General features: G+C 52.9%; 22 protein-coding genes and 2 pseudogenes. 5 read left to right on the top strand and 19 right to left on the bottom strand.

The genetic code is table 11. The features are described from left to right. Positions 1-7: 7 nt before the first annotated feature. The 6 genes from AC2FFA_RS03545 to AC2FFA_RS03520 form a co-directional block, all read right to left on the bottom strand. Positions 8-1,000 carry an ABC transporter ATP-binding protein gene (locus AC2FFA_RS03545; RefSeq protein WP_299636842.1) on the bottom strand — a complete coding sequence of 331 codons (993 nt, stop codon included), beginning with the start codon at positions 998-1,000 and terminating at the stop codon, positions 8-10. Further along, positions 993-2,090 carry an ABC transporter ATP-binding protein gene (locus AC2FFA_RS03540; RefSeq protein WP_117868498.1) on the bottom strand — a complete coding sequence of 366 codons (1,098 nt, stop codon included), beginning with the start codon at positions 2,088-2,090 and terminating at the stop codon, positions 993-995. Before AC2FFA_RS03540 ends, AC2FFA_RS03545 begins: the two co-directional genes overlap by 8 nt. A 2-nt stretch (positions 2,091-2,092) precedes the next feature. After that, the gene (locus tag AC2FFA_RS03535) at positions 2,093-2,281 is read right to left on the bottom strand and encodes a hypothetical protein (protein ID WP_299636841.1); all 189 of its coding nucleotides are present in this window, start codon (positions 2,279-2,281) and stop codon (positions 2,093-2,095) included. Beyond that, on the bottom strand, positions 2,278-3,216 hold the full coding sequence (locus tag AC2FFA_RS03530) for a carbohydrate ABC transporter permease (protein WP_496849997.1): 939 nt from the start codon (positions 3,214-3,216) through the stop codon (positions 2,278-2,280). The genes AC2FFA_RS03535 and AC2FFA_RS03530 overlap by 4 nt, the downstream gene beginning before the upstream one ends. Further along, the gene (locus tag AC2FFA_RS03525; protein ID WP_117868495.1) at positions 3,213-4,160 is read right to left on the bottom strand and encodes a carbohydrate ABC transporter permease; all 948 of its coding nucleotides are present in this window, start codon (positions 4,158-4,160) and stop codon (positions 3,213-3,215) included. The genes AC2FFA_RS03530 and AC2FFA_RS03525 overlap by 4 nt, the downstream gene beginning before the upstream one ends. Before the next feature lie 80 nt (positions 4,161-4,240). Next, the gene (locus tag AC2FFA_RS03520; RefSeq protein WP_496849996.1) at positions 4,241-5,560 is read right to left on the bottom strand and encodes an ABC transporter substrate-binding protein; all 1,320 of its coding nucleotides are present in this window, start codon (positions 5,558-5,560) and stop codon (positions 4,241-4,243) included. A 399-nt stretch (positions 5,561-5,959) separates the two neighbouring features. On the opposite strand from AC2FFA_RS03520, the gene AC2FFA_RS03515 reads away from it, so the two are divergent. Beyond that, complete coding sequence (locus AC2FFA_RS03515; protein WP_496849994.1) at positions 5,960-6,742, top strand: MOSC domain-containing protein; 783 nt, start codon at positions 5,960-5,962, stop codon at positions 6,740-6,742. 216 nt (positions 6,743-6,958) lie between these two features. On the opposite strand, the pseudogene AC2FFA_RS03510 reads toward AC2FFA_RS03515, so the two are convergent. From AC2FFA_RS03510 to AC2FFA_RS03500, 3 genes and pseudogenes are all read right to left on the bottom strand, one after another. Beyond that, positions 6,959-7,665: pseudogene (locus AC2FFA_RS03510) on the bottom strand (IS6 family transposase). A 72-nt stretch (positions 7,666-7,737) separates the two neighbouring features. Then, entirely contained in the window at positions 7,738-8,145 is a 408-nt protein-coding gene (locus AC2FFA_RS03505; protein WP_117868493.1) for a universal stress protein, read from the bottom strand. 57 nt (positions 8,146-8,202) lie between these two features. Continuing rightward, positions 8,203-8,652, bottom strand: a complete 450-nt coding sequence (locus tag AC2FFA_RS03500; protein WP_496849992.1) for a phasin family protein — start codon at positions 8,650-8,652, stop codon at positions 8,203-8,205. A gap of 197 nt (positions 8,653-8,849) precedes the next feature. On the opposite strand from AC2FFA_RS03500, the gene AC2FFA_RS03495 reads away from it, so the two are divergent. After that, a complete protein-coding gene (locus tag AC2FFA_RS03495; RefSeq protein WP_496849990.1) occupies positions 8,850-10,007 on the top strand; it encodes a cation:proton antiporter in 1,158 nt (385 codons plus the stop codon). Between the two features lie 15 nt (positions 10,008-10,022). On the opposite strand, the gene AC2FFA_RS03490 is transcribed toward AC2FFA_RS03495, so the two are convergent. Continuing rightward, positions 10,023-10,430 (bottom strand): c-type cytochrome, encoded by a 408-nt coding sequence (locus AC2FFA_RS03490; RefSeq protein ID WP_299894463.1) that lies wholly within the window; start codon positions 10,428-10,430, stop codon positions 10,023-10,025. A 757-nt stretch (positions 10,431-11,187) separates the two neighbouring features. Here AC2FFA_RS03490 and AC2FFA_RS03485 point away from each other — a divergent pair. Together AC2FFA_RS03485 and AC2FFA_RS03480 are read left to right on the top strand one after the other, a co-directional pair. After that, positions 11,188-12,408 carry an APC family permease gene (locus AC2FFA_RS03485; protein WP_496849988.1) on the top strand — a complete coding sequence of 407 codons (1,221 nt, stop codon included), beginning with the start codon at positions 11,188-11,190 and terminating at the stop codon, positions 12,406-12,408. Between the two features lie 43 nt (positions 12,409-12,451). Continuing rightward, entirely contained in the window at positions 12,452-14,068 is a 1,617-nt protein-coding gene (locus tag AC2FFA_RS03480) for an MFS transporter (RefSeq protein ID WP_299894468.1), read from the top strand. Here AC2FFA_RS03480 and AC2FFA_RS03475 read toward each other — a convergent pair whose 3' ends face one another. From AC2FFA_RS03475 to AC2FFA_RS03435, 9 genes and pseudogenes are all read right to left on the bottom strand, one after another. Further along, positions 14,069-15,661 carry a trypsin-like peptidase domain-containing protein gene (locus tag AC2FFA_RS03475; protein WP_496849986.1) on the bottom strand — a complete coding sequence of 531 codons (1,593 nt, stop codon included), beginning with the start codon at positions 15,659-15,661 and terminating at the stop codon, positions 14,069-14,071. Positions 15,662-15,951: 290 nt separating this feature from the next. Continuing rightward, the gene (locus tag AC2FFA_RS03470; RefSeq protein WP_496849984.1) at positions 15,952-16,797 is read right to left on the bottom strand and encodes a universal stress protein; all 846 of its coding nucleotides are present in this window, start codon (positions 16,795-16,797) and stop codon (positions 15,952-15,954) included. 88 nt (positions 16,798-16,885) lie between these two features. Next, positions 16,886-17,263: a SnoaL-like domain-containing protein gene (locus AC2FFA_RS03465; protein WP_496681225.1), complete on the bottom strand. Its 378-nt coding sequence runs from the start codon at positions 17,261-17,263 to the stop codon at positions 16,886-16,888. 801 nt (positions 17,264-18,064) lie between these two features. After that, entirely contained in the window at positions 18,065-18,346 is a 282-nt protein-coding gene (locus AC2FFA_RS03460; protein ID WP_496849983.1) for a hypothetical protein, read from the bottom strand. A gap of 58 nt (positions 18,347-18,404) precedes the next feature. After that, positions 18,405-19,110: pseudogene (locus tag AC2FFA_RS03455) on the bottom strand (IS6 family transposase). 122 nt (positions 19,111-19,232) lie between these two features. Continuing rightward, positions 19,233-20,972: an adenylate/guanylate cyclase domain-containing protein gene (locus AC2FFA_RS03450; protein ID WP_496849981.1), complete on the bottom strand. Its 1,740-nt coding sequence runs from the start codon at positions 20,970-20,972 to the stop codon at positions 19,233-19,235. Between the two features lie 287 nt (positions 20,973-21,259). Continuing rightward, positions 21,260-23,128 (bottom strand): DUF3604 domain-containing protein, encoded by a 1,869-nt coding sequence (locus tag AC2FFA_RS03445; RefSeq protein WP_496849979.1) that lies wholly within the window; start codon positions 23,126-23,128, stop codon positions 21,260-21,262. A 114-nt stretch (positions 23,129-23,242) separates the two neighbouring features. After that, positions 23,243-24,007 carry a hypothetical protein gene (locus AC2FFA_RS03440; protein WP_496849977.1) on the bottom strand — a complete coding sequence of 255 codons (765 nt, stop codon included), beginning with the start codon at positions 24,005-24,007 and terminating at the stop codon, positions 23,243-23,245. Further along, a complete protein-coding gene (locus AC2FFA_RS03435; protein WP_496849975.1) occupies positions 24,004-24,876 on the bottom strand; it encodes a hypothetical protein in 873 nt (290 codons plus the stop codon). Before AC2FFA_RS03435 ends, AC2FFA_RS03440 begins: the two co-directional genes overlap by 4 nt. A 370-nt stretch (positions 24,877-25,246) precedes the next feature. Here AC2FFA_RS03435 and AC2FFA_RS03430 point away from each other — a divergent pair, with 370 nt between their 5' ends. Next, positions 25,247-26,083 (top strand): amino acid ABC transporter substrate-binding protein, encoded by an 837-nt coding sequence (locus AC2FFA_RS03430; protein WP_496849973.1) that lies wholly within the window; start codon positions 25,247-25,249, stop codon positions 26,081-26,083. Positions 26,084-26,140: the final 57 nt, after the last annotated feature.

The raw sequence follows: 26,140 nt of genomic DNA, 5'->3' as shown, positions 1-26,140 counted from the left end.
TTGCTCCTTAATTCACACGCGTTCCGGACGCGTCAAAATACAACGGGTTTTGAGGACGGATTTTGATAGTCTTACCTGCAGGGTAATCCTGATGGACATCGATCAACGTCACGACCGGATGGCCATTCAAGTCCAGATGCAACCGGGTCTGGTCGCCCAAGTGTTCCGCACGTATCACACGCGCCTCACTGCCTTCGCCTTCTACGATGTTTTCCGGGCGAAGACCGATCTGCGGGCCTTTGTGATCCCCACCGAACAACTCTGACGGCAGGATATTTATCCGTGGCAAACCCAACCGACTGGCAACATAGACACTGCACGGGTTTTCATAGATGTCCCTGGGCGTGCCGTACTGAACCAATTTGCCCTCTTCCAGCACTCCGATATGTGTGGCCATCGTCATGGCCTCAATCTGATCATGGGTCACATATAAAAGCGTGGACCCAAGGTCCGCCTGAATTCTCTTGAGTTCGACGCGTAAATCCGCCCGCAACTTTGCATCCAGGGAACTGAGGGGCTCGTCCATCAGGAAAATCTGGGGATCACGCACCAATGCTCGTCCAATCGAAACACGCTGCATCTCTCCGCCGGACAATTCAGTGGCTTTGTTGTCCAGCTTGTGCGGGATTTGCAGTATTTCCGCGACTTCGTTCACTTTCTGCGTGATCTCATCCTCAGGCGTCTTGAGGATCGGCGACCGAAGTGGGAACGACAGATTCTCGCGCACCGTCATATGCGGGTACAGCGAATATTGCTGGAAAACCATCGCCACATCGCGTTGGGCAGGCGTTTCCAGTCCAACGTCTCGCCCGGCAATGCGTACTGATCCCGTATCCATCTTCTCAAGGCCGGAAATCAGCCGAAGCGTCGTTGTTTTCCCCGCACCTGTCGGACCCAGGAGCACGACGAAAGCGCCATCGGGGATGGTCATCGAGATATCGTCGACAGCCTGAACAGTTCCGAATGCCTTCGAGATGTTCTCCAAAACGACTTCAGCCATCGGTCAGCACCTCATCGTTCAAGGCAGATCTCAGCGCCCGGCCCGTGGACCGCTCAAAAAGGGTCACAGTTGTCGAACGGAACTCCAATCCCACGGTTTCACCCGGCGCGACTGTTTCACCTGCGCCAATGCGGGCCTTCAATTCGCCGTTCGGGCTTTGCAATGTCACGATCTGGGTTGTTCCCAAGTATTCTGCCGCCAGGACCTTGGCCCGATAATCGCTGTCGTCGGACAACAAAACATGTTCCGGGCGGACTCCAAAGACCAGCTCCCCTTCCGCGCCCTCCATCAGTTTCGGGACCGCCTCGTCATGACCGTTCAGCCTGACCATTTCCGAACCGGGTGCCACTTTTCCCTGAAACGGCAGGAAGTTCATCGACGGGGATCCTATGAAATCCGCCACAAACATGGTCGCAGGTTTGTCGTAGATTTCTTGCGGCGTTCCGAATTGTTCAATCACCGCGTTGTTCATGACGACGATCTTGTCACCCATCTGCATGGCTTCAAGCTGATCGTGCGTAACGTAAACCGTTGTCGCTCCCATGCGATCGTGCAGCGCGCGCAATTCTTCAGCCATATGCTCACGAAACTCGGCGTCCAAAGCACCAAGAGGTTCGTCCATCATGAACGCCTTGGGCTCTCGTACGATCGCACGCCCAAGTGCCACGCGCTGCCTGTCGCCACCTGAAAGCCCACCCACCGGGTTATCGAGAATGTCAGTTATCCCCAGAATTCCGGCGACTTCTTCGACTTTGGCAGTAACAGCGGCACGTGACATGCCTTGTGATATAAGTGGATAGCTGATGTTCTTGCGAACGTTCATGTGCGGATACAGCGCGAACATCTGGAAAACGAATGCAATGTCACGCTGTGAGGGCGGCTTTTGGCTGATTTCCTCGCCATCGAGGTAGATTTCGCCGGATGTAGGAAGTTCCAGGCCCGCAATCATCCTGAGCGTTGTCGTCTTTCCACACCCCGACGGTCCAAGCAGCATGAAGAACTCACCGTCCTCAATCGTGAAAGAGCTTTCACGGACAGCCGTGAACTCGCCAAACATCTTCTTTACGTTTTTGACAATAATCTGGGCCATTTCTACTCCGGAAAATGGCTGACGATGATGAACATGACGGTTCCGATCAGCGTGACGATGAAGGAATAGGTGAACGCCCACAGGACAAAGGGCTGCATGAGCATGAAGACACCAACTGCAATCAGGATGGTCGCGACCATCTCCCACGGACCTCGGCGAAGTCGCATCAGTCCTGTCAGAAACTCGCTCATTTGCGTACAGCTCCGAATGTAATCCCGCGCAGCAGGTGTTTGCGCATCAGGATGGTGAAAATCATGACGGGTATCAGGAAGATCGTGGCACCAGCCGCGACCGCGGGCCAATCCAGGCCGCCAATACCGATGATGGTCGGGATGAAGGGGGGCGCTGTCTGCGCATTGGCCGATGTAAGCAGAACGGCGAAAGCATATTCATTCCATGCGAAAATCAGGCAGAAGATTGCTGTCGACGCGATACCCGTCGCGGCCTGCGGCAGCACCACTTTGTAGAACGCTTGAAAGCGTGTGTAGCCGTCGATCAGCGCTGCTTCTTCGTACTCTCTGGGGATTTCATCTATGAATCCCTTCAGCAACCACACCGCCAGTGAGATGTTCACACCTGTATAAAGCAGGATCATCCCCAGATGCGTGTCACTAAGTCCAAGATTCCGGAACATCAGGAAGATCGGAATAGCCACAGCAACTGGCGGCATCATCCGCGTACTGAGAATGAAGAACAGAAGATCATCCTTGAGCGGCACCTTGAACCGACTGAACGCATAGGCGGCCAAGGTGCCAAGAAAGATGCTCAGAAACGTGGACCCAAACCCGATTATCACCGAGTTCATGAAGCGTTCACCAAACTTGGAAGGCCCGACGATCACCATGTCATACTGGCGCACGATATCGTCCGCCCAGTTCTGCGGCGGGTTTGCCTCCAGAAAGTCCTGAGTTTGCCGCGTCCGCGTTGTGAACAGGTTGACGTATCCTTCCAGCGTCGGGCCGAATACGACCTTGGGCGGGTAGCTGATGGCATCTGCGGGCGACTTGAAACCGGTCAGCAAAATCCACACCAGCGGGATCATGGTAATCAGTGCATAAGTGATGACGAGAAAACCGGCGATCCACTTGGACCGGTTGGAAGGTTCAGTGACGGAAAAACTGCTCATCTCTGTTTCACCTTGTTCAGGGCCTTGACGTAGATCGACGCAAGGCCAAACACGGTGACGAAAAGGATGATCGCATAGGCCGAGGCATAACCTGTTCGCCACTTCTCAAACGCTTCCCGTTTGAGATTGATCGAAGTGAGTTCCGTAACAGACCCCGGCCCACCGCCGGTCAGTTGAACCACCAGGTCAAACATTTTGAAGTTCTCGATTCCCCGAAACAGCACCGCCAGCATCAGGAACGGCAGCACCATCGGGATCGTAATCGTAAAGAACTGCCGCAGCTTGCTGGCCCGGTCGATCTCGGCAGCCTCGTAAATATAGTCGGGAATGCTGCGCAGCCCGGCCAGGCAAATCAGCATCACAAACGGCGTCCACATCCATGTGTCGACGATCACGATGGCCCAGGGTGCCAACGTCACCGAACCCAGCATCTCAAAGCTCGACGGTTCCTTGCCGGTGAACCAGGACACGATGTAGTTGAACAGGCCGATTTGCGGCTGATACAGGAATTTCCAAAAGTTGCCGACGACAGCCGGGGACAGCATCATCGGCAACACGATGATCGTGGTCCACAGGTCGTTTCCCTTGAACTTCTTGTTGATCAACCATGCCAAGGTGAACCCGATCAGAACCTGGAAAAAGATCGTCCAGAACAGAAAATGCGCAGTTGCCTGCATATTCAGCCAGGTATCGGAATCCGTCAGGATACGCTCGTAGTTCCTGAACCCGACATCCTTGACCTCGCGCCCGATCCGGTTCGCCTTGTAGTTCGTAAAGCTAAGCTGGATCGTCCAGATCAACGGAAAGATGTTGATTGCAAGCAGCAGGAAGATCGTTGGTGAAATGAATATCCAGGCGATCGCTCGATCGGATAGCCCCCTGATTTTGCGCGCAACTCGCGTGGGCGTTGCCTGCGCAACGCGATCTATGGTCCTGTCAGACATTTCTTTGCCAGTTCTTGTCGGTTTCGGACGCACGGGTCATGGTGGAACGGGCCGAAACCCGCTCCTGCCCTGTTTCCGGATTAAAGCTTGCCTTCGTCTTCGAAGACTTCGGTCCAATCCTCGATCAAAAGATCAAGCGCTTCCTGCGCGGTGCCCTGGTCGGCGACCACGTAGTCATGTATGCGTTTCTGCATTGCCAACAGCAGTTCCGCATAGGCAGGCTCCTGCCAGAAGTCCTGCACGCCAGCCATGGCTTCCAGGAAGTCACCGGCGAAGGGCTGGCTGTCCACGAAACCGGGGTCTTCCAGAACCGAATTATGCGCTGAATAGCCGCCCAGCTCCCACCACTTGGCCTGAACTTCAGGTTGCGCGAACCACTTGATGTATTCAAGCGCGGCATCCTGTTTGTCAGAGTAACTGACAACAGAGATCCCCTGCCCGCCCAGCGTCGAACCTGCCTGATTTTGCGGCGGGTTCACAAAGAAGTCGATCTTGTCGCCACCGGTGTTCGGATCGGCATAAAGACCCGGGAAGAACGCAAACCAGTTCATGGCCATGGCGACCTGACCTGACTTAAAGGCGTCCAGGCTTTCACCCATGTAAGAGTTGGTATAACCCGGAGGTGTCGCCGTCTTGTAGAACTCTTTGTAGAATTCCAGAGCTTCGACAGCTTCAGGAGAGTTTACCGCACCTTCCATGTCATAGGAGCCTGGCGTGTTTTCATACTTGAATCCCCACGGGTAAAGAGCGCTCGTCACGCCCATCGTTATCCCTTCCGAGCCGCGCTCGGTAAAGATCGCAGCGCCGTACACGGTTTTTCCGTCGATCTCGCGCCCCTGGAAAAACTGCGCAATCTGCAACAGCTCGTTCTGGGATTCCGGTTCGCGCAAATCTTGACCGGTTGCCTCTTTGTAAGCGGCTTGGATATCGGGGTCTTCGAACCAGTCCTTGCGATAGAACCAACCGTTCGCATCACCCATGGCAGGCAGCGCATAGTAATTTGGCGTGCCCTTTGGCCACGTCGAATAAGCGTACACAGTTGCCGGCGCGAAATCATCCATACTGATACCTTCGGCATCGAAGAAGTCATTCAGCTTTACATAGTGACCGTTCTCAGCTCCGCCGCCGATCCATTGGCTGTCGCCGATCAGCAGGTCGCAAAGCTTCCCGCCGGAGTTCAGCTCATTCAGCATCCGGTCCGCAAAGTTCGGCCAGGGTACGAACTCGAAATTCATTGCATGGCCAGACTCGGCCTCGAATTCCTTGGAAAGCTCAACCAGCGCGTTGGCCGGGTCCCACGCCGCCCAACACAGTGTCAGGTCTTCAGCATTTGCCTTGGTAGAAAGAGTAGTAGCGGCAAGGACTATTGCGCTGGCAGACGCCAGTTTTGAGTAAGTCATCCATTCCTCCCTTTTTAACGCCGTCAATCGAGGATGTGCGAATCGCGGCATACTCCAAAGGCTATTTGAGGTACGCACCTCAAGTCTAGATAATTTTGAGGTTCGTACCTCAAACTGCCCTAAATCACTTTAATTAATCCTATTATTTATCTGTTTTTAAACACTTTATAAATAATCATTTCCCTTTGCTCACTTTCCGACAATCCACGGAAAAAACCGGTAGTCTAAAAGCAATTCTTTGAAACTGACCTGCTGGAAGCTTTGGGTCGCCAGATCTCACAGGCTCCGCAGTGCATAATTTCCGGCTTGCCGCTTCCGCCCGGGCGCCTGAAAATCGAGGGTCCAAAAGATGCAAAACAAGCCATATTCGACTGTTCACGACAGACCGGAAACCAACGCATGAACGGACTCACCATTGTCAGAATAAGTCGTTACCCCATCAAGGGTCTGAGTCCGGAGCCACTGAACACAGTACTTCTGAGCGCTGGCGAGGGTATTCCTGGTGACCGCCTTTTCGGCTTTGCTCGCTACAATTCCGGCTTTGACCCAACTGCCCCCAAGCCACTTCCCAAAGACCGCTTTGTTGTGTTGCTGAAAGAAGCCGGACTAGCCGGCCTCAAGTCACGTTTCGACGCCGCAACTCGGCAGTTGGAAATTGATGTGGACGGCAGCACCCACTACTTCAACATGAGTGAACCCCAGGGGGAGACAGACGCCGCCAGACTCCTTTACGATACGCTGGGCCTACAGGATCCTGAACCGCCAAGATTCGTGTCTTCGCACCCACATCGTTTCACTGATGTTTCAGTCGTTTCACCGAAGATGATGAATGCGATATCGGTTCTCAATTTAAGCTCTGTTGATGCGTTAAGCAAAAAGCTGGGCACGGACATCCACCCGGCCAGATTTCGGGCGAATATTGAAATTGATGGATTACCTCCGTTTTCTGAGCTGGACGCTGTCGGTTCCACCTTTGTTTTCGGCAATGTCAGGCTGCGAGTACTTTCGCGGACGAAGAGATGCGCCGCTACCGAAGTGAATCCTGAGACGGCCCAACGAGACTTGAAAATCCCGTTCATACTTCGAAAGCACCTGGGCCATATGGATATGGGTGTTTACGTTGAGGTGCTGGATGGCGGCACCCTTTCTGTGGGCCAAAATGGGAAACGCTTGCAGGAATGAGCGGCCCAGTTGATCAGACACTCACAAGGGACCAGGGCTTTAACAGTATTCACTGAGCGCGATCAGAATAATCTCTGCACGAGAATAGGCCGCGTAACCGGCTGGAATTACGTCATGAATCCGGATCGGGGGACGGAAGAAACGTGAGATGGGTATGAGTGACGGTGCTGTCAGACGAATTCGAACCAGTCTCTATTAGGCCAGTGACGCTGTCCTTTATCCAGCGCCAAGTTCGCGCCACTCGGCAAGAGCGGCGCTGCGTTTCAACTTGAAGGTGTCTCGGCTGATCAGCGATCATTCCTGGTTGAAGTGGTTGTTGACGGAGGAGTGGACGGAAGCGAATTTCTGTTAACTTCGCATGCGCTTGAACCGTTGCATCGCGCGTTCGCGTTGTCGAAACGGCAGGTGCGAGTTCTCGACGCGGTTGTTGAGCCACCTTCCCGTCTGTTGTGTTTCGAACGCGCCCAGCTCTCTGAGCGCGGCTCTGTATGAGGCGAAGCGATCCGTGACGACGTTTTCCGATTTACCATGTCGTTTCATCAATTTCTTGAGGAATTTCAGCGCTGCAGCTTTGTTTCGTCGTTTGGTGACTACGGCTTCCAGCACCTCACCTTCGTGATCAACAGCCCGCCAAAGATAATGCCGCTTACCATTTACCTTCACGAAAACCTCGTCAACGTGCCACTGCCATTTGGAGAACGAGCGCAGCTGCTGAACACGCTTCCGCCTTATCTCAGCAGAAACATCGGGCCAAACCTGTTCCACCAATATCGGACAGTTTCGTGGCTCACGTCGATGCCTCGCTCGTGCAACAGATCTTCGACATTCCGAAGCGAGAGCGGGAAACGGATGTACAGCATCACCGCAAGGCGGATGACCTCGGGACTGGTTTTGAAGTATTTGAAAGAGGCGGGTTTGGTCATCCCTAAACGCTACGCAACCGCCCTGCCCCGCTCAAGCAAAGTTCTTCTGACAAGACCATCGCTATCTTTGGATCACCGAATTACGTGAACCGAACAACTGGCATGATGCACGACCCTGTTCGCAGTGGAACCTAGAAAAATATCCTCGAATCCCGGCTTGTGCGAAGCCAAGACTATGCAATCAACGTCGATCTGATTTGCGAAGTCGACAATAGCCCTACCCGCATGCCCGGAGATGAGCTGTACCTTCGCGCCTGGAATTTCAGAGGCAGTCTGATGCAGGTTTTCCAATATCTCATGCCGCGTATGTGCAAGCACTTCGCTTGGAATCTGAGACCATACATATGCCGGAATGGGCTCTTGGACGTGTACAACGGTGAAAACAGCGTCCGTATCAGCCAATTGGCGCGCCGTCTCAAACGACGCTTGTGTGTCGTGTTCTTGGTCCAGAGCAACCGGGATCAGGATATTCTTGTACATTTGACCTCCTATCTACTGCTCCGATGACTTCAATTTGGTTACTCGGCAGCAGGAAACCTACACAGGCTCAGACTTTGAAGATTTCCCCGCGCTCTTTGTAGCGGCTACAACATCATCAACTGTTTTCTTAACAGCTTCAGCTTCGGTTTCAGCGACATAAGATGCACAACGGGACACGGTTTCGAACCACTCCTGCGCGTCAGCAACCAACCGCTCAGCCGAATGGCGCTGCCATTCCGCCATGCTCTGAAGGGCTTTCAATGGATCGGACGGGTTCGCGGAAGACACATTGCGTGCAGCTTTTAGAGCCGTCCGGACTGCCTCATGACGCCGTTCGAACCAATGCTGCGCAAAGGCCTCTGTTTCTTCGAGCAGTTTTTCTTGTGCGTTCCAAAATTGTTCGATCTGGGCACCGAAGGCCGGATTGCCGGACATGGGCGGCTGCATTTGCTTGAAAGCATCCAAAAGTGAGGTCGGGCTATTTGTGTTAGATTTCGTTGTCGGCATCGAAAGTTCTTCCTCATTTCCGAATGAGTCATTGTGCCAAGTGCGGCGCGCTTTCGCCTTAATACAGATCAATATCCCTTTTTAGGTATCTTTGGCCTAAGCTGCGACGGGACACTCGCATTCTCTCCGTCATCGATTCCTAGCAGGCAGGGTTGGGGTTAGAGTAGTCTAGACAAGAACTTAACGCTTGGTTTTCTATGCACATTGCCGGCTTTCTGATTACCCTTGGTGTCCTCTTCCTTGCCGGATTGGCGGCCGACCAACTTGGCCGGGCCACGCATCTTCCTCGTGTTACAACCTTACTCTTCCTCGGTCTGATCGCAGGGAACGCTGGAATGGGGTTAATCCCAATCGACTTTGCAATGTGGTTCGACGAGATATCCACTGTGGCCTTGACGATGGTCGCGTTCCTTCTTGGAGGATCTTTGACCCGCGAGAACCTGGTTCGGCATGGTCGAGCCATTCTGACGATTTCGATTTCAATCGTGGTTGCAACCCTTGTTATTGTGTCTGCTGGACTGGCCGCGATTGGCGTACCGTTCGGGTTGGCGTTGGTGCTGGCGGCAATTGCCACGGCTACAGCTCCGGCCGCTATGACAGACGTGATCAAACAATCCGGGGTGTCCAGCAGCTTCACTGAGACATTAAAAGGCGTAGTCGCAATAGATGACGCTTGGGGTCTGATCGTTTTCAGCATCGCCTTGGTTCTGGCCGGTCATTCGGACGGTTGGGCCACCGTCACGACCACAGCGATGTGGGACTTCGGAGGGGCGATACTGTTGGGTTTCGCACTAGGCACGCCATCCGCTTACCTGACCGGCCGCTTGAACCCGGGAGAGCCAATGCAGGCAGAAGCAGTGGGCATAGTCTTTCTTACAGCGGGCCTCGCGCTTTGGCTGGAGGTTTCATTCTTGGTAGCAGGCATGGTTGTGGGCGCAGTTATCGGGAATCTTGCCCGCCATCACAACCGTGCTTTTCATGAGATCGAGCACATTCAGTGGCCATTCATGATCCTGTTCTTCCTGTTGGCTGGCGCCACATTGGATATCGAAGCCTTCGGCTTGATGGGCTGGGCTGGTGCTCTTTTCCTGATCTTGCGCGCCGTTGCCCGCCTTGTCGGGGGTTATTGTGGAGCGAGACTGGGCGGCCTGCCTCGCCGTCAGACCCACTGGTACGGTCCCGCTTTGTTGCCACAAGCTGGTGTCGCTGTAGGAATGGCACTCGTTGCCGGAGAGCAATTTCCGAATTGGGCCGCGTCCATCATGGCCTTTACTCTAGCCAGCACTGTGGCCTTCGAAGTGTTGGGGCCGCCACTGACTCTCATGTCAATCAGACGCACGGCTGATACGGATTAGTAAATCGGCCTGTGACTAGTCAGTCTGGATCGATTCCAAAAAGGCGAGCAAATTCGCCAACGGCAGGCCTACCATTATCCGTTGCCCATTGGGCAAAGCCACCGCGATTTGTTGGTCTGTCTCAAACACCGCGCCAAAGATTGGCATTTCGCCACCATGGGCGAGCAATTGTGAACGACCATCAATCTGTTCAGCTATGCGATCTATTGGATACACACCGTCGTTTTGGCCCGCCAACTTGGTGAGGTCGGACGTTCGAATAGCCAGCATTTCCGCCATTGGCCCGTCTCCGGTCGCTTCGAAACCGTGACATTGCCAGCAATACGTCCGGTACAAATCACGTCCGTCATCGACGCTGACGTCCTGCGCCAGAACGGGTCCCGTGACGAACAGTGCAAGTAAAATCCCGCTAACAATCTGCATATGCTCCTCCAATTTACTGCCCCGGATGCAGATCATTTAAACCGCATCCTTAAGAAACTTCTTTGACCTTGCTCATGTTGCACGCTTCAGCACGAAGATTGGTTTTTCGGTCGAATGGCGCTTGAGCACGCGCCAAGTCCAATCCAGGCGGCCTCCAACTACGCCACTTCGTCATTGACCTCCCCCCCTTGCGACCTGGCGGCAGTCCTTCCAGCGCGTTCAAATGCCAACGAATTCGCCAGAGGTGATGCGACACGCGATGCTACCATCTGAGAGCATCCAGTCGAGCCCAAGGTTGGTAACAGGTTCCAGAGCATTCAGAATAGCATTCTACCCTAAATCTCAAACCGCCTCACATGTTTGCTTTGCCTTTAAGTCCGAAGGCAAACGACAGTTGGTTGGGATTCAGCCTCGCAGACCGGCGGCCGCGAGTTGATTGACATAGATCAAAGCACCAATAGGAATCACATAGTGAAATACGAATGTTTTAGCGTGTTCTACGTTCACCGGTCTGTCCCCAAGCAAACACAAAGGTGAACGGAATTCTTAAGGAGTGGAAGTTCCACCCACCGGGGGCTCGGCAGAAGTGGTGGCGAGCCCCCAGTTAGTTTATTGGAGCACAATGCGCCCAAACGTTGAGACACAAGGCGTTCGGTGGAGCTTTGACCATCGGATTGAGCCGCTCCGCCAATCGCGGACAAAACCGAGAAGGACGCCACCGACGACGTTCTGAATGGGCAGTTGGTGGAAATCGCTTATGAACTCTGTTGATCCAAACGAACAGAAACTCAGACGAGCCCTTACTACCCCGTTGCTCACACTTTATGGCCTTGGGGTAACGGTCGGAGCGGGCATTTACGTTTTAGTCGGCGCAACAGCAGACATTGCCGGACCGTTTGCGGCGTTTTCGTTCGTTGTAGCCGCGCTTGTCGTATCACTCACCGCGCTTTCGTATGCAGAACTCGCAACACAATTTCCTGTCAGCGCAGGTGAAGCCGCCTATGTTGAGGCGGGATTTCAGAAGAGATGGATGGCGGTTTTCGTCGGGCTCGCGGTCGCAGCTTCGGGGATTATCTCGGCCTCTGCTGTTGCAATTGGCGCAGCGTCATACCTGCACGCTTTAACCGGATTTGCGATCCCTGTTTTGACCATCAGCGTCGTTTTGATCATGGGTCTAATCGCGCTTTGGGGGATCACTGAGTCGGTCTTCGTTGCGGCTGTCATTACAATCATCGAGATCGCAGGCCTTCTCTTTGTGATTGGCTGGGGTATGTCGATTCAAGATCCGCAGGGATACGGGATCAGTTCAATGCTTCCCCCGCTTGAACTCGACGCGTGGAGAGGCATTTTCGCGGCATCACTCCTCGCCTTCTTTGCATTTGTTGGCTTCGAGGACATGGCCAATGTCGCGGAAGAGGTTAAAGACCCCGTGCGCACCATCCCAAAAGCGATTATGCTAACACTCGTTCTGGCAACCGTGTTGTATCTTGGAACCTCAATGACGGTTCTACTTGTTGTTCCGATCGATGTTCTTTCGACGTCCGCAGCACCCCTCGCGCTTGTGTTTTCAAACTCCCCCGAGGTGATTAAACAGGGCTTTTCCGCAGTCGCGATTTTGGCGACAGTCAATGGAGTACTTATCCAGATGATCATGGCCTCGCGGGTGATCTACGGACTAGCAGACCGTGACCATTTGCCGAAGGTTCTGGCGATAGTGCCTAAAGCAACGCAGACACCCGTTGTTGCTACTTTGTTGGTCGTGGCAATCATCGTTCTGCTGACCCAAACTGTGCCGATTGGGACTCTGGCAGAGCGCACATCCCAGATCGTTCTGGGCGTCTTTGTGCTCGTTAACATTTCGCTGATCCAGCTGAAGATGCAGCCGGACGAGGCCGCCAAGCATTTCCGCGTTCCTATTGTGGTACCGATCCTTGGGGTAATCACCAGTGCATTGCTTTTCGGATCTGGATTTCTCTAACTAGACAAAACAACCCAAAGGCCTCAACGAGCTGCCATGGCATATGACGACTGACCAAACTTCCATAGGATCAAAACTTTCGGCCTGGTGGCATAGAACGTTTGTGGATCTGGTTCAGCAGCTGCAATGGTCCTATCTGCCGCCATTGATGGTCTATTTTGCGGCCGGCGTGTCCGGGCTGACCTCAGTCGTTGGCGCTTTTTTCCTAAAAGACTATCTGGATTTATCCGCCTCTTTCGTTGCAGGACTCGCATTTTGGGCCGGTATCCCTTGGATACTCAAAATGCCGCTTGGCCATGTCGTGGACCTGTTCTGGCGCTGGAAGTCCCTGCTGATCGTGTTCGGCGCATCCCTGATTACGTTGTCTCTGCTCTTAATGTATGGGCTTGTGACCGCGCCTGCGCAAATGGCATCCACTATGCCACTGGAAGAGTGGTATGTCGTCGCGTTGCTGTTGGCGCCTTCGGGCTATGCCATTCAGGACGTAGTTGCTGACGCCATGACCGTTGAGGCGGTCCCAAAGGTTGACCAGCACGGCCTACCCTTTACGCCTGAAGAAGCCCGTGCACAGCACACAACAATGCAAACCTTGGGCAGAGTCTCGATCATTTCCGGGTTTGCGGCGGTTGCGGCTGTAAACATCTGGATATTCTCTGGAACCGAAGAACTGCAAAAACCCGAACGCCTTGCGCTTTATGGCCAAGTGTACCTGATAGCACTGGCCATACCCTTGTTGTCGGTCAGCGGAGTCGTTCTTCACAGCTTGATCCAGCGTCAACTTGCCAAGCGAGGTCACCCGCCCCACACACCGGATGAAGTCACGGAAGTCAAATGGTCCATATTGCTCGGCGGTCTCGCATTCGTTGTGCTTAGCATCGTGCTGGGGACCGCAGATTTCGAATTTGCGCAAGAGATTGTTTTTGCGGTTTCCCTGACTGTGATCCTGTACCTAATGTCGCGTCTACTGAAAGAGCTGGAACCAGCCCAAGCCAAAGCCTTGATCGGGACAGCGACAATCATTTTTGTATTCCGTGCCGTTCCTCTGCCGGGACCAGGCCTGACTTGGTTTGAAATCGATGAATTGGGGTTCGATGAACAGTTCCTGGCAATCCTGGCTTTGTTGACTTCGCTACTGGCGTTGCTGGGGTTGATTGTTCTCCGACCGTTTATGGCCAATCGTTCGATTGCGCATGTGGTCGTATTGCTGACAATCGCTGCGGGCGTTCTAGCCCTGCCCAACCTTGCCCTCTACTACGGCGTGCATGAATGGACAGCCGCGCGTACCGGCGGAGTTGTCGACGCAAGGTTCATTGCCATTCTTGATACAGCCGTTGAATCGCCGCTTGGGCAGATTGCCATGGTCCCCATGTTGGCTTGGATCGCCCGCAATGCACCCGTTCAGTTGAAAGCGACCTTTTTTGCGGTAATGGCATCGTTCACAAACATGGCATTGTCGGCCAGCAGCCTCAGCACCAAGTACCTCAACCAGACGTACGTAATCACGCGCGCTGTCACCAACCCTGAGACCGGTGAGGTCACGTCGACTGCAGACTACAGTCAGCTTGGGTACTTGCTGATCTCCGTGGCCCTAATCTCAGTGATCGTTCCACTGGCCACAGTGTTCTTTGTTCAATACTCACGCTTCCGAACGAGCGAATGATCACTGGCTTTCCACCTCTCCTAGCAGAGCTCTGAGATGTGAGACCGGGACGCCGATGTTTGAGCCTCCGAACTCGGGCAGGATCGCAGCATTGATGGCAACGACTTCACCCCGCCGATTCAATGCAGGCCCCCCGCTCCCACCGGTCGTGGTCTCGGCATCATAAACGATGGCGCTCCCACTTATCCGCGCAACAATCCCTTTGCTTGCCAACGGGTGTATCTTGCTTTGTGTAGAAAGCCGGGACGCAATCGACCAGAAGTTCAACGTTCCTTCTGCTTCCAATTCCTCTAAAAAGCCTGGCCCAGCCTGCGCGATCAAAGCTTTCAAACCCGTTGGATATCCCAACAGGTAAAGCTCTTCGCCGACGCGCGATGCGGCATCCGCCAACGGAATTCCGAGGCCCTGAACGCGGCTTGGCTCAACTGCCAAAATCGCCAAGTCTGCCACGTCACTGAACCTGACCAAACGCGCCTCTATTGGTTCGGTCTGATCAGGCAAATAGGCCAGCAGCCTCAACATTTCAGGCTCGAGACCAGCGTCGTTCAACGCCTTCTCTCGATCCCCTGAGGTCCAAGGCAACGCAACATGACGGTTGGTGACCATCAATGAGCCCCCTTCAATCAGAAACCCGGTTCCGGTGAACTGAAATTCCGCAGGTTCGCCGGTCCCGTCCGGTTCGATCCAAGGCTGGCCAAACGGGGTTTTTAGGTTTTCTTCCTTCGGCCCCAGCACGTGCCGCAAAATCTTCCCGCTTTCCACGTGGCGCAGCCCATAAGCCCCCTGAAGGAAAGCGACGGATCGAGTGGAGGCAGCGATCACCCGCGTGGGTGCCCCTGCCCGTTGCTCCAAGGTTCCAAGACGCTGCTCGGTCGACAAAACCTGGTTCTCAAAAGCGTCACGCAACGAAGCCAAGTCATCAGGCGTAAGTGCATCTTCTCTCGTCTGGGCGAGCATAAACGCGACCGCTTCGATCTTGCGGGACTCCTGTTCGATACTATCCGCCAAGCGCTGGTCGTTTTGATAAAGCAGGTACCCAAACCCCGCGATCACAAAAAGCGTGGCAAGAACTGTGATCCTGAACAGTACCGTGGTTTGAGACGCAAGACGCCGCCCGCTATCGCGCAGGGCACCAGACATCTTTTTAGCGAAAGGTCGACGGCTCGTTCGGGTGTAAGCATATGCGTCACTGAGGATATCTTCGACTGTGTGATGTGCGGGAAATGAGTGGTCGCACAATCTGTATCGAGACATTGGGCCCTTTTCGCCGAACTCGATCATGTCGCCATGCCACAGAGACGCCGATGAGGCATTTTGCCCGTTTACCCATACATTGCGCCCTGCTGACGCGGTTATCGTGTAACCTTCGTCAGCCCAATGTAGGGTGGCAATATCGTTATCATGGGGAGGCAGGTCATCCCTAGGTCGAAGGCTTAGCACCCTTCCATCGTCAACTGAAACAGTTAGGGTTTTATCGAAAAGCCAGTTCACGTTTCCGCGCGATGGACCTGTCAGGCTCTCCAGAAAGGCCCGTACCTCACCTTCACCACCATTCCCTGAGGGTGTCATGCCGCTCTCTTCTGGTTTTCGCATTGTGGTCCCCTATCCAAACGCGTGAGAGCATTCTACCACGCTGCTTCACCAAACCCATGGTCTGGCGAGAGCGTTAAAAAACATATATATACAATAACTTAAGAATTGATCTAGGATTTTACCAAAGAACACTATCAGTCCGCAGCTCGAAGAAGGCCGATCCATGATCGGCCCTTTGCTTTGGCATTTTCAAGCACCGTCTCGCGCCAACAGACCGTCTTTTTCGACGATACCTTGATCTTTCGGCTTGGATCGTGTGGCTCAGTCTTCGGCGTCGCCCGTTCACTTCATCAGTGTCCGAAAAGCACTGGCAACCTTGTCTGCTCCAACATTGCTTGCGTCGTTCCCCCAAATACCGACTGACGCAAATGGGAATGCCCGTAAGCGCCCATAATAACGAGGTCGGCCCCCAATTCTCGTGCGCGTTCCTGAATGCAATGTTCTATTGAATTCCCGTCGCACGGGAACTGCGACACGGTCACGGTGCAACCGTGATGGCTGAGCCATCCAGCTAGGTCAGTTCCGGGCACTTGACCTTCTACGTCATCAGGCGTCGGCAAATCAAAACACCCAATCACAACTTCGTTGGCCGCCAGAAGAATGGGTAAAGCTAAATGCGCAGCCCTAGACGCAGGCAGGCTATCATTCCATGCTAAAAAAATGCAGTCGCGTTGGGCAAACGGATCTCCATTGACCATCAGGGCGACCGGTGAATGAAACAATACTCCGTACGCGATCTTATGGAATAGATCGGGGTTCTTTCGCAATTCAGCGTCTAGAAAGGCGATATCTGAACTATTGGCTTCGCCTGCCACAAGATGCTGTAACTCTGTTCCAGATCCCATAAAGGCATTTACATTTGCAGATACGCCCTGCCCGACCAGAAGCGCTTCAACTTCTGTGGCGCGGGACTTCAAGGCGGCATTTTTTCCGTAAAGAACATCCAACCAGTTTGAAGGAAGACCCGCCTCAACGAACCTGTTTGATCCATACTTTAGGTAAGGCAGGTTGGGCAAGTCCGCGATCAACACGCAATTCAAGTGACTGTTCTGGTTACGGGCAGTTTCAGCGCATTCCAAAATCGACGCGTCGTCAGTATCAACTCCTACATAATAGGCCACTGTTCTGTGTTGCATTCCCGACCTCCTTCCGGGATTTCAGTTCGCCCAAGAGTCGCGCGCACGGATTTAACCAACGAAGAGACAATGTTGTTGCTCGCTCTTCTTATTTCGGCAGCATGAAGAACTCTTCCAGCACAATCTTGCCTTCCGCCACCGAATACACTGCGATCTCGCGCAGGGTCATACGCTCACCCGTAGCCTTCTGAATCACTTCAGCTCTGAAGCGGACTCCAAAGCGGTTGGGTGGGTGGACGTAGGGGCCATCCACTTCTAGTTCTTGGATTTCATGCGACGCCAACCAATCCTCTCTTTTTCCCTTGATGGCTTCTCGCCCCTTTGAAACGCGGAATTGTCGAACTGGAGGCACGACAGCCTCTATCGACTGTGCGTTTTCGGCATACATTTCATCAACACTTCCAAGGCCCCTGCGCTCACGCATGGCCTGAACGAAGGACCTACCGATTTCAATCAACTCTTCCATGAATCCCCCCATATTTACCATTGACTGTACCACTTCTTGCCCGCTCAAATCTTGACAAGGATCAATAAGCCTATTGATGGATTCTCGCTGGACTCTCAGCAACCGTTCGTTTCACGTGCATCAGAGACCGGTCGCCAGCCCGAACCGGGCATTCAAACTCATTCTTCGCGAGGTGCTTAAGCGCGCGTGACCTCCCACTGACCGCTTTTGCTGGAACCGAACGTTAGTTTTATCAGGACCGACGTCCGGGTTGCGGACTTTTCTGCCCTTCGCCTGTTCGGAATCAAGAACCGCAGGCAGCCCAAACCAGACATCCCACAGTAACACGCGGGACGGGAACTGCCGTTCTTTGCAGTCGCAAAGTCATTCATGGGAAACTCAAAGAACGCCATTCAGGTTCAGTATGACGATCTCGAAGATCCCGCGGCAGCACCTATGTCACCGAAGCGCCCTGTAGAACGGTCAGTCCACTGTAGCGTCTGTTCAGCGAGGAAAAATCGACGTCACCTCAGTTTTAATAACGCCTAACAAAGCCTTAGATAGTACAGGAGTAGACATCAACGTTTACGGATAAGCAGAGGGCGTTGCACCTCACAAACACACCTTAATCTGTATTTCAGGCAGTGCGAAAAGCGATCATGGTTAAGTCATCCAAACGTTCTTCATTCGTACTATAATCTTGAAAAGCGCTGTGAATAGCCGACAATAGATCTTCCGAACACGACCACTCTTCCTGTTCAAATACAGATACAATTCTCTGAAAACCAAGGCCTAAACGTTTTCCTCCACCTAATTGGTCAATCAACCCATCAGTTGAAACAAAAAACCTGTGATTTGATCTTTTTGAACTTCGTGCTCCAAGAATTTTGAACCAATAGGAGTGTCCACATACCCAATGCTCAGCTTATCACCTCGGATTCGGTCAATGCCGATCTTGGATTTGACCAAAAGAGACATACGCGCACCCGCAAACGTCGCCACCCCTTTTGCCGAATCGATCTGGCAAATCGCGGCGTCCATGCCGTCGTTGGAAGTCCCGTTTGCAGTATCCTGATTTAGAAGCGCACGCGTCAAATCGCTCAACTTGGGGTGCTGTCAGACTAATTCGAACTAGTCTCAGTTTGCCTCGGAAACCGCGAACCTATCCGGAACAAAGTTGACGCCACTCGCTAAGAGCGCGGCGCGGGTCAGCTTGAAGGTATCTCTGGTTGCGAGCGATCTTTCCTGGTTGAAGTGGTTGTTGACGGAGGAGTGGACGGAAGCGAATTTCTGTAAACTTCGCATGCGTCTGAACCGTTGCATAGCGCGTTCGCGTCGTCGGAAAGGAAGGTGGGAATTCTCAACGCGGTTGTTGAACCACCTGCCCGTCTGTTGTGTTTCGAGCGCGCCCAGCTCTCTTAGCGCGGCTCCGTATGAGGCGAAGCGATCCGTGACGACGTTTTCCGCATTACAGTGCCGCTTCAACAATTTCTTGAGGAATTTCAGCGCTGCAGCTTTGTTTCGTCGTTTGGTGACTACGGCTTCCAGCACCTCACCTTCGTGATCAACAGCCCGCCAAAGATAATGCCGCTTACCATTTACCTTCACGAAAACCTCGTCAACGTGCCACTGCCATTTGGAGAACGAGCGCAGCTGCTGAACACGCTTCCGCCTTATCTCAGCAGAAACATCGGGCCAAACCTGTTCCACCAATATCGGACAGTTTCGTGGCTCACGTCGATGCCTCGCTCGTGCAACAGATCTTCGACATTTCGAAGCGAGAGCGGGAAACGGATGTACAGCATCACCGCAAGGCGGATGACCTCGGGATTGGTTTTGAAGTATTTGAAAGAGGCGGGTCTGGTCATGGGCAAAAGCTACGCAACACCCCTACCCCGCTCAAGCAAAGTTCTTCTGACAAGACCCACACGCGGACAAAGCCGCCATCGGCAATGGTAAAGAAAACAAGACATAGCGAACTGGGAGTTGCTCAATCCGGTAAACCAGCCTGGCGAAGACCAGAAGCGAGGTGTTCCCAATCTGACGGATTGCGCCACATAGGCTGAAAACCGCCCGCCAAAGCCATTAGCGTGTTATTGGGTGCAGCCAATCCGCGACTAGTGAGTTCTTGGTGACGGTGACGAAAAAATGATTGCAAAGAGGACTCTGCTTCTTTTTGTCGACCTGAATGAGCATATGCGGCAGCTAGGAACGCGGAAGCCAAAGAGTTCAGACGCGCCTCACCAATCAGCTTGCCGACGGCGTCATTGTACCGGCCCAAAAAGAAATAGACCTGCCCAATAATCCAATCGAGGGACGGCGGGTGAAGAGGGTCAAGTCGCATTGCTTCAACAACAATGTCACGGGCCATTTCATGTTGCCCCAGTAGCAGAAACCCATATCCGCACCACGCCATCGATTCAGCTTCATTTTCAATTAACGACAACGTTTTTTGGAATTGCGTATCGGCCTGATCCCACAGGCCAGCGCATAAATACGCATACCCAAGTTGGTCCTGAATGTAGACGTCCTTGTTGTCCAAAGCGGCGCCTTTGCGTGCGATCTCCAATGCTTGAGACGGCGCATCGGCATCCGCAAGTCCGAGCCATAGATCGACGACATATGTATCGGCCAAGTACATATAGATCCGAGCGTAGTTGGGGTCGATGGCCAAGGCTTTTTCAAAATAGCCCTTGGCCGTGGCATTGTCAGCAGCATTCAGCCCGTCTCTAAGTGCTTTTCCTCGCAACAAAAGTTCGTACGCCTTCATCTTCTCTGTTGGCTTGTTAACAACATTTTCGGCCACGTCGCTTTGAACGCGTCCGGGAAGAACCGCGACAATGCTCTGCGTCACTTCATCCTGAACGGCAAAGATGTCTTCAAGCTCGCGGTCATAGCGTTCCGCCCAGATATGTTTTCCGGTTGCCGCAGCGATGAGTTGAGCAGAAATTCGAACTCTGTTCCCGACTTTCCGAACACTACCTTCGACGAGGTATTGCACACCAAGTTTTGCCGCGATTTCACCTATCGCCAGGTCTGGATCCCGGAACTGAAAGGATGAATTGCGCGCGACGACGAACAAGGTCCGAAAGCGGGACAATCCAGTAATGATGTCTTCAGAAATCCCATCGCTGAAAAACTGTTGCTCGGCATTGCCGCTCACGTTTGTAAATGGCAATACCGCGACAGAAGGCTTATCCCGCCCGGGTAGTTTGGGCTCGGATTTTACAAAAGCTTCCTGAGCCAAGTGGTATGTTTTGACAGGTTTTGTTATGTTTTTGAGGTGCTGCTCACCGCCATCTTCAAAGATTTCTTCAATCAGGTTTCCCAAGCTTTCATAAACAATAGACGAAATGCAAACGCCGCCCACTTTTGCTGCGGCCTCAAGGCGCGAAGCCAAATTGACGCCGTGCCCATAGACATCACCGTTATCGACAATGACGTCGCCCAGATGTACTCCGATGCGCAGTTTTATCGTCGAGTTCTGGACCGCCAGTTCCTTCTGAATGTCAATGGCACACCGAACTGCATCCACAACGGAGGGAAACTCAACGAGTGTACCATCCCCAATTAGTTTGATTACTCGTCCATTGTGTTGCTTGACTTTCGGATCAAAAGTACATTCGCGGTGGATTTTGAGCTGCATCAATGTTGCGTCTTCGTCTTCATCCATCATCGAAGAGTATGAAACAACGTCAGCGGCGAGTATGGCGGCGAGTTTGCGTTCCAAGTATGACACCTCTGAATAGGAGGTCATATTCAACTTTGGGAAAGATCATCACAACACATTTCTGGGAATGCCGTAAAAATGCACATTTCCGCGGACTTTTGTGGCGTTGCCCATGACCCTTTAGGCTCGCAGCCGCCATCGGAGCATCCGCAGCATCTTGCAACTAGGCCCGGACCGCCTCGATGAGGACGGCCCAAAGCGGCCATTTGCATCAGCCGCATCGAAGGTCTGGTTCGAGCCCAAAGCCGACCAAGTAAAATCTGGTTTCAGCCTTATTACAATCGTCCCTAAGGTGTGTGCCAGATTGGCGATGTGTATGCCCTTTCTTGTATCGACCGCGGGGCTTCGTCAGGGATCTCCGATCCGAACACAATTGCATCGTATGTTGTCCAACGTGGCGTTGGTATTGCCAACACTCTGGCATAGTAGAAAGAGCTTTGTTCCGGATCGTAATCCGGGTCTTCCCAATACCCTGCTAGAATTGCCTGACCAATATCGTTTGTCCAAGTAGCACTCTCAACGTCAACCGTATCGCCAACCGGCCCGCCACACTTCGCGTTCACTAGTTCTCGCTCGCCGCAAGATATATCGTAAACACGTTCCGAAGTTGTCCCGTCACTATTTAACCACCCTTTGACGATTTGAATGCGGTCTAGGTTGGCTCCATCGGGGTCACGCAGCGCACGGACGAGGAACCGTGGAGAACGGCCGTCATTGTCTGCTTGCAAATCTGCCCCCATCGGAACGCCTCTTTCATATCCATACGCGGCAAAATCTGCACGTGGCAGGTCCGTTTCTTCAAAATCGTATCCGGCAAAAACGCGAACGCGCATGCGCGGACCTGTGGTTGCGTAGACTTCTTTCCGAGCAAGAGCGTCCCAAATGGCCTCGCGTGTGTTTTCTCTTGCCCAAACTGCCGCCATTCCCGACGCCGAAGTTTGCCATGCATATTGGGCAACCTTCTCGTCCCCACCGATGCCGCCCACGACTTCTTCGAATCGGATCGGGTCCGCAGTGGGTTCAACGGCAGCCACTTTTCCGAAGAAATTGTCCTCGCCAACAGTAGAAAGCGACGTGTGCGCATCTGTCGAGCCGATTACGCCGAACTTAAATGGGTTTGTTCCCGTTTCCGCCTCGTATCCCAGTCCTCTGCGCAAGGCGGCGCGCGCATATTCTCGTGGGAGCATTTCAGGTGTCTTGGGCTCAGGCCCAAGCTGCCCTTTGTCCCATGTCTCGAAGTCAGCAAATTCGTCATCTGGCGATAGCATCGGGTGTGTTTCGCCGTCACCTTTCATTTGCGTGATCTCATAGATAGGCTCCCACTTGGCACGCTGATCAAAGTACTCAACATCGAACGGTTCCCCCGACAAACGGGCTTCATCGAACATCAATCCGTTCGACAAGTTACCATTGTGCGGGATGGCTAGTAGCTTTTGGCCGGTTGTCTTTTCGGCTTGTTCCATCCACACCCAAAGGTCTTCGGGATTAAAGCTATCAAAATTTGAGAACGGGATGATTTTGTCGGCGCCCTCTTTCCCGCCATTGAATATTACGTTCCGATGCAGATTGTTTCTCTGTGGATTTGACGTCCATTCAAACCCGATTAACGCGGAAAACAACCCCGGTTGATTGTGTGTTTCAGCCGCAGCTGTGACACTGCTCCAGGCGGTCTCATAAATTTCCTGATAGTCCGCCAAAGGGTCTGTACCAGACGATTTGGCGGCACTCCAAATCGACCATGCACCAGCGGGATCACCAGCCTCAACGGCAGCATTAAGTTGTTGCCCAAATTCAGTCGTGAGAAGCGTGGCGTCTTTCGCTGCCAACAGCGGCGCGAGACCCAAGTTCTCAGCATGATCGGCAACCACCAAAAAGTCCAATGGTCTGCGCAGCCTAGCTTCGACACCGGTGCTGGATATCACCACCTCGCCCTTGGCAAAGCGGTACGCTTCATCAGGGCCTAGCACATTGCCGATCATACCGGCATCTGCAGAGTAGGACGTATGCAAATGAGTGTCGCCAAAAAAGACCTGATTGGGGAAGCTCTGCCGTGGATAAGGTGAATACTGCCTGTCGCCGGGTTGAGTGCTCGGTATGTCCTCGGCATGCGCGCAAAAAGCAAGCAAAATGGTGAGAACAGATGCAAAACGGAACATTTTCAACCTCATCTATTGCACGCTGGATACTACGTTACATGCATATTTCTACGACTCGCTCTTTTTCTTCGAAATGTTTTAGTTCTATCTGCCGCACTAAGCCGTTGGCTAGGTTCAGCGGGGCGGAGGTGGAAGCACTTTCTTCGACTGGAGCACCTGAAGGATGTCAATAATCGCCTCAGTACTCGTTTCGATTGAACCTCGGAAGAACAGTCCTACACCACCTTCCCCTAACTCCAGTGTGCCACCGGCGTCGTAAGCTGGCGAGAGAGAGACAAGTTCGGGAGGAAGTTCTGGGCATACCGGGTTTCTTCTTAGTATTGCGTTCGCGGTCTCGAAGAATACCTGCCGAACCTTTTCGACATTGCCCTTTGCATCGGACGTATCGGTGAGTTGATCTGGAGCAAGTCTCAGGTCACTCAGGCGGAAATAAAGGCAGTCATCTCTGAATTCTGCCGAAGCGGAAGCACCCATCGTTAAACCACCAGCGAAGAGTTTCTTACCGCGTATAGATTTTCCGCCGTTACGGCTTTCGCATCGGAAGAGCTTTGCTTCGATCCTCCCGCTTAGCGAAAGCACTGTATCGTCGGTACGAACTGTTGCTTCGGTCACACCGATCAGTGCGTTGCAGACGTCTACAATCGGGGCTCCTTTGAGTTCCTCCACAAGTATTTCTTGTGCCCGGCGTAGGTCGACGACACTTTCGATCGAGATCCTTGTCGCGTTCACATCTTTTAGTCGCAACGCCAAATCCGCCGGGAACTCACGATCTCCTAGATTGACGTCCCCGGTTGCTATGAAGCTAACCTCTTCAGCCAGCAGCGCAGTTCCGAGAAACCCGGCAGTAATAAGTATCAGAAGAAAGATCCGCTGCATCATCCTTCCCCCCCAACAATACCGCGAGATTGCATAACCGCCAGGAGCTCCATCATCGTCACCGCACTGGTGTCGATTGAGCCGCTCAACGCAAAACCGATACCACCGTCACCAATCTCACGGGTACCGCCAGACTCGAAAACCGGTTTCAGAGAAGAAAGCTCCGAGGGCAATTTCGGACAAATCTCATTCTCTTCGGTGAACTCCTTTCCCTTGGTGAGAACGACCTCTTCGACGCGTTCTGTGAGGCCAATGAGATTAAACAACCCTCCGACAAACCCCGTGGGTTGAAGCACGACATCAGCAAGATCAAAGTGGACGCATTGCCCTCGAACATTGGCGCGTGCCGCTGCGGCGACTCCGATAGTCGTCGAGATAAGACGTGCTCCACGCCCGTTGCCACCCTCGGATTCCTTGTCCCGACAACGATAAAGCTCGACGTCCACTGAGCCTACGAGCTCGATGAGATCACCTTTGGCGCTGGTGTCGTCGAGTTTAACGTCAACATTCAGAGAGCAACTTTGTTCTAAGGTGCCCGACAGGAGCGCGGGCGCTTGGACTTGGAACTCTCGCAGATCCAGGAGACCGCGGAAACCCAGGCGCGTCGACGTCACGCTGCTGATGCCGGCGTTAAGCGTGTAAGGTACGCTTTTTTCTCGTGTGGCGATCTTGTCGGAGATGCTAAATTGAACTTCGCCAGCGTAGTCGTTTGGCGACGCACTCTGTGCAGTGGGTCGAGCATTCAATTCGGACTTCAATAGTTCTGGGTCTGTGGTTGCGCAGGAGGCGAAGAGAAACAAGCACACAAAGGCAAAAGGCGCGGCATTGCGCGTTCCAAATTCGGCCAAACTCCATTGTAGATCAGTACCCATTATACTTCGCCTAACTTAGCCGTCGAATACAAACCCTAACGTACTGTGTCACGGCGATGGTCAATAGTTTACACCACTAAAAGAAACTGTTGCGGTTTTGTGTTGTCGCAACGACCTGTAGTTGAAACAGGATCTTTGAAGATTTCGCACATGTGCCCGGTACGCAAGAACCCGCGCCCGCATCAAGCCCCAAGTAGGTGCCGTTGTATTCCGTTAGCTGTCGCGACTGCGAGGATTTGCTTTCCTGCTGTTGCCGGGCCAGCCCTTGTTACCAGCAAACCAACTCCTAAGCGACAGAATGTGTTTTACTCTCGACACAGGGTGTTTTTCACCTCCACAAGGGTGTTACGCTACCAAATAAGGAAAAACCATGCGCTTGCTTTCTATACTTATTGTGACGGTATTATTCACAACCGGCGCGGTTGCCCAGACAATCGACAGGATAACAAAGAACAACGAAATCCGATTTGGTTTTCGAACGGATGCTGCTCCGTTGTCTTACATTAACAACCAAGGTCGCCCGTTTGGCCTCTCACCGCTGATTTGCGATCAAGTAGCGAAGGCTATTGCGAAGAAACTGGAATTGAAGGATCTAAATGTTCAGTTCATTCCAGTCGACGCGAAAGATCGTTTCGACAAAGTTGCTTCAGGAGAGGTGGATATGCTCTGCGGGGCAGCAACGATAACACTTTCCCGACGCGAAATTGTAGATTTCTCAATACCAATTTATGTCGATGGCACGTCCGTATTGTTACCAATCGAGGCCGCGGGCACCATGGGTGCCCTCGCGGGAAAGAAGATTGGCATGAGAAGCAACACGACAACAGAGGCATCTGTTCAGAATTCATTTAAATCCGCTGGTATCGACGCAGCTATGGTTCGTTTCGCTTCACATCCAGACGGTATCAAAGCTCTTCGAGACGGCGAAATCGACGCGTATTTTGCAGATCAGTCGATTTTGCTGGTTAACTATATTTCTGCGGGGCTGAAGGGTAAATTCAAACTATCCCAGGAAATATTGACGATAGAAAAGCAAGGATTGGCCATTGCGAGGGGCGACGATGACTTTCGACTCTTTGTCGATAGTGTTCTGTCAGAAATGTATGCTCAGGGCACAATGGAAGAGTTTTTTCGTCTCGCTTTGCCGGGGGTGGAGCCGAGCGAAGCACTAAAAGCTCTGTATGTTATCGCCCCCATTAATCCCTGAGTCTTGCCGCGCAAATCAGTATTGTTGGGAGTTAATCGCCCTGCGCCATAGAAGCTG

The sequence above is a fragment of the Ruegeria sp. YTSB088 genome (assembly GCF_059609825.1).
Note: the sequence above shows the minus strand (reverse complement) of the source record. Positions and strands in the feature narration are given on the sequence as shown.